The following is a 3408-nucleotide window of genomic DNA, read 5'->3' on the forward strand; positions in this document are numbered from 1 at the left end:
AAATCTTATCTGTAAAAAACATGGAACATGGAAAAGTAAAGAATGAACTAGAGGATGCAAAGAAAGAAATATTAAATGAAAGTAATAGATTGAGTTTTATGCTAAAACTATATCATATTTTTGCTTGGTTACCTTTTGCTTTAATACTCTTTATATTTTTTAATATTAAAATGTAGGCAAATATATATTAGAAATGTACTTAACGTCTTATACAAAATGCGATGGTGTCCTAAAATGTATGCTGCCTCAAACGCGCCCGTAGTTGATATAGAGAAATTCTATGGCAAATGCCTTAACGTGATAGAGTATCTTCTTGGAAGAACAGTAAGTTTTGCGTAACGCACGGCGTATCCGTTGAAGCAAACGGCTGTTATAGCCATCCACCGAAAGTTTCATACCATGCCGGCTTTCCATACGGCCGCATATCACCTCCTGCGTTGCTCATTGTGTAAAACTTTGAGTGTATCGCTATATCGGCAACATTCGCTGTTATTTGCGACTATAGCGCCTGTCATTCAGCCCATAAAAAACCGCCTTCCGGCGGTTTTTTTACAAGCAGCATTTTCAGAAATACAGACACACCCTTTTGCCGCCGTGGCTCAGCATTTCCACCTCCATGTCATACAAGGCGCTGATGTTTTCGGCGGTGAGGACGCTGTTGGTCGCGCCGCTGTGGCGGATTTGCCCGTGCTGCATGGCGACGACGTGGTCGGCGTAGTGCGCGGCGTGGTTGATGTCGTGCAAGACGACCACGATGGTTTTGCCGTAGTCGTCCACCGCCTGGCGCAGGTTCGCCATCAGGTTGCGCGCGTAGTGCATATCGAGGTTGTTCAGCGGTTCGTCCAGCAAGATGTAGTCGGTGTCCTGGGCGAAGGTCATGGCGACCAGCGCGCGTTGGCGTTGTCCGCCGGAGAGGGCGTCGATGTAGGTGTGGCGCAGTTTGCCGAGGTCGAAGTAGGCGAGCGTGTTTTCGATGATGTCGCGGTCGTGGCTGCGCGGGCGGCCACGGTGGTAGGGGTAGCGGGCGAAGGTGAGCAGTTCTTCGATGGTGAGGCGGCTCATGAAGCGGGTTTGTTGTTGCAATATTGCCAGTTTGCGCGCGATGTGGTGGCTGTCGCTGGTGGCGATGTCGAGGGTGTCCACCTGGATTTGGCCGCGCTGGATGGGGGTGAGGCGGGCGATATGCGCCAGCAGGGTGCTTTTGCCCGCGCCGTTCGGGCCGATGAGGGCAATGATGCGGCCGGGTGCGAGTTCGAGGTTGATGTGTTGCAGGATGGCTTTGCTGCCGATGTGGTGGTGCAGGTCGTGGACGGTAATCATGGCTGTTTGCGGGCAAGGAGCAGGTAGAGGAAGACGCTGCCACCGATGCATTCGATGAGGATGCTCAGGGTGGCGGCGAAATGGAAGACGCGCTCAAACAGTGTCTGGCCGATGATAAGGATGGCGCAGGCGAGCAGGCAGGCGGCGGGTAACTGGATGGCATGGTAGGGCACGGAGAACAGGCGGCAGGCAAGCGCGCTGGCGAGCAGTCCGAAGAACAGTGTCGGCCCGACCAGCGCGGTAGATACGGCGACCAGCAGCGCGACGGTGAGCATCAGCGTCAGTTGTTCGCGCGGGTAGTGGATGCCGAGGTTAATCGCCTGTTCGCGGCCCAGCGCCAAAATATCCAGCACATGACGTTTGTGCCAGAGCCAGGCGAGGCAGGCGCCGATGATGAGCGCGGCTGGGAGGATGAGGTCGGCGCGGGCGCTGTCGAAGCGGGCGTAGGCGATGGCCTGGAAGCGGGTGTAGTCGGTCGGGTCAATCATCCGTGCCATCAGGTCGGTGAGCTTGTTGCAGAGGACGCCGAAGATGATGCCGATGAGCAGCAGGCGGTAGATGTCGCGCGCGAGCAGCGGCAGAAAGGTGGCGAACAGCACGGCGGCGGTGGCGGTCATCAGGGCGGTGTCGATGTAAAACTGCCACTGCGGCGGTTGTGCCAGTTGCGCGGCGCTGCCGAGGAAATAAATCACCACCATTTTTGAGAGCAGATAGAGCGCGTCAAGGCCGATGATGGACGGGGTGAGGATGCGGTTCGCGGTCAGCGTCTGGAAGACGACGGTGGCGCTGGCAATGGCGCTGCCGACGAGCAGCATCGCCAGCAATTTCTTGCCGCGCAGGAGGAGGACGAAGCCCCAGTCGCCCTGGACGGCGGTGGTGAGATAAAGGACGATGCCGACGGCGACAAGGGGGCGAGGAAGACAAGGCAGTTAATCGGCATGGCGCACCGGTTTGAGCAACAGATAAAAGAACAGCGCCGCACCGATGATGCCGAAGACGGTACTGACCGGCACCTCATACGGATAGCGCACCCAGCGGGCGATAACATCGGCGACGAGCAACAGCAACGCGCCGAGCCAGGCGACCCACGGCAGGCTGCGGCGCAGATTGTCGCCGCTGAAACGGCGGACAATGTTCGGCATGACGAGGCCGAGAAAAGCGATGCTGCCGACGGTAATCGCCACCAGCGCCGTCATCAGCGACACCGCCGCCATCGCCAGCAGCACCAGTTGGCGATAAGGCAGGCCGAGCGACTTGCTCATCTGCTCGCCCATGCCGATGATGGTGAGGCGGTCGGCGAACCAATAGACGAGGCAGGCAATCGCGCCGCCGAGCCAAAGCAGCTCATAGCGACCACGCAGCACCCCGGAAAAATCGCCGGACACCCAGGTGGTGAGCAATTGCAGCGCGTCATACTGATAGGCAAAGAAAAAAGCGGCGGAGCCGATGATGCTGCCGTAAATCAGCCCGACCAGCGGCAACAGCAGCGGGTCTTGCGGCGGAATGCGGCGGGCAATGGCGAGAAAACCGAGGATGGACGCGAACGCACAGCCTGCGGCAACCGCCATATTGGCGAGCAGCGGCCAGTGCGGCACCAGCAGGGTCGTCGTCACAATACCGAGCATCGCGCCCTGCGCCGTGCCGGCGGTATTCGGCTCAACAAAACGGTTATGCACCGCAAGCTGCATCACCAGCCCGGCGACAGAAAGACTGGCGCCGACGAGGACGATGGCGAAAGTACGCGGCACGCGGCTGACCCAAATGAGGTGCCAGTCGGGATGCGACCAGTCCATCACCTTGGCACCGAGGGCGGTGCTGACCGCCATCGCGACGAGCAGGGCGAGGATGGCGAGGAAAAAACGGAAATGACGGGGCATGGCGGATGAAGGTCTCTCTAAATGCGAGACGTTATTATTGCAGAAACAGCGGGGCGCGTCGTTTGGGCGTAGCGCCCTGTTTACATACACCTTGAGCGCGTAGGGGCGGTTAGGGCGAAGCCCGACAAGCATTTGCTCGCGCAGCGAGAGACCGCTCGCCATCATCAACACGGGGTTACGCGCGTTCCCCGCTAACCGCTCCTACGCGGGC

General features: G+C 58.5%; 3 protein-coding genes. All 3 read right to left on the minus strand.

What is annotated here, in order from left to right:
• Positions 1-564: 564 nt before the first annotated feature.
• From Q0349_RS08490 to Q0349_RS08500, 3 genes are read right to left on the minus strand one after another with little or no spacing between them, the layout of a single operon-like run.
• Positions 565-1320 carry an ATP-binding cassette domain-containing protein gene (locus Q0349_RS08490; RefSeq protein WP_298080434.1) on the minus strand — a complete coding sequence of 252 codons (756 nt, stop codon included), beginning with the start codon at positions 1318-1320 and terminating at the stop codon, positions 565-567.
• Positions 1317-2249 (minus strand): iron chelate uptake ABC transporter family permease subunit, encoded by a 933-nt coding sequence (locus Q0349_RS08495; RefSeq protein ID WP_366916297.1) that lies wholly within the window; start codon positions 2247-2249, stop codon positions 1317-1319. Before Q0349_RS08495 ends, Q0349_RS08490 begins: the two co-directional genes overlap by 4 nt.
• Positions 2250-3197, minus strand: a complete 948-nt coding sequence (locus Q0349_RS08500; RefSeq protein ID WP_298080435.1) for an iron chelate uptake ABC transporter family permease subunit — start codon at positions 3195-3197, stop codon at positions 2250-2252.
• Positions 3198-3408 lie beyond the last annotated feature (211 nt).

It is taken from the genome of uncultured Cardiobacterium sp. (assembly GCF_938028185.1).
GTDB lineage: Bacteria > Pseudomonadota > Gammaproteobacteria > Cardiobacteriales > Cardiobacteriaceae > Cardiobacterium.

What these genes read in the sequence shown, in the direction of transcription:
- Q0349_RS08490 (WP_298080434.1), bottom strand. Translation starts at nt 1,320, where the DNA reads ATGATTACCGTCCACGACCTGCACCACCACATCGGCAGCAAAGCCATC.
- Q0349_RS08500 (WP_298080435.1), bottom strand. Translation starts at nt 3,197, where the DNA reads ATGCCCCGTCATTTCCGTTTTTTCCTCGCCATCCTCGCCCTGCTCGTC.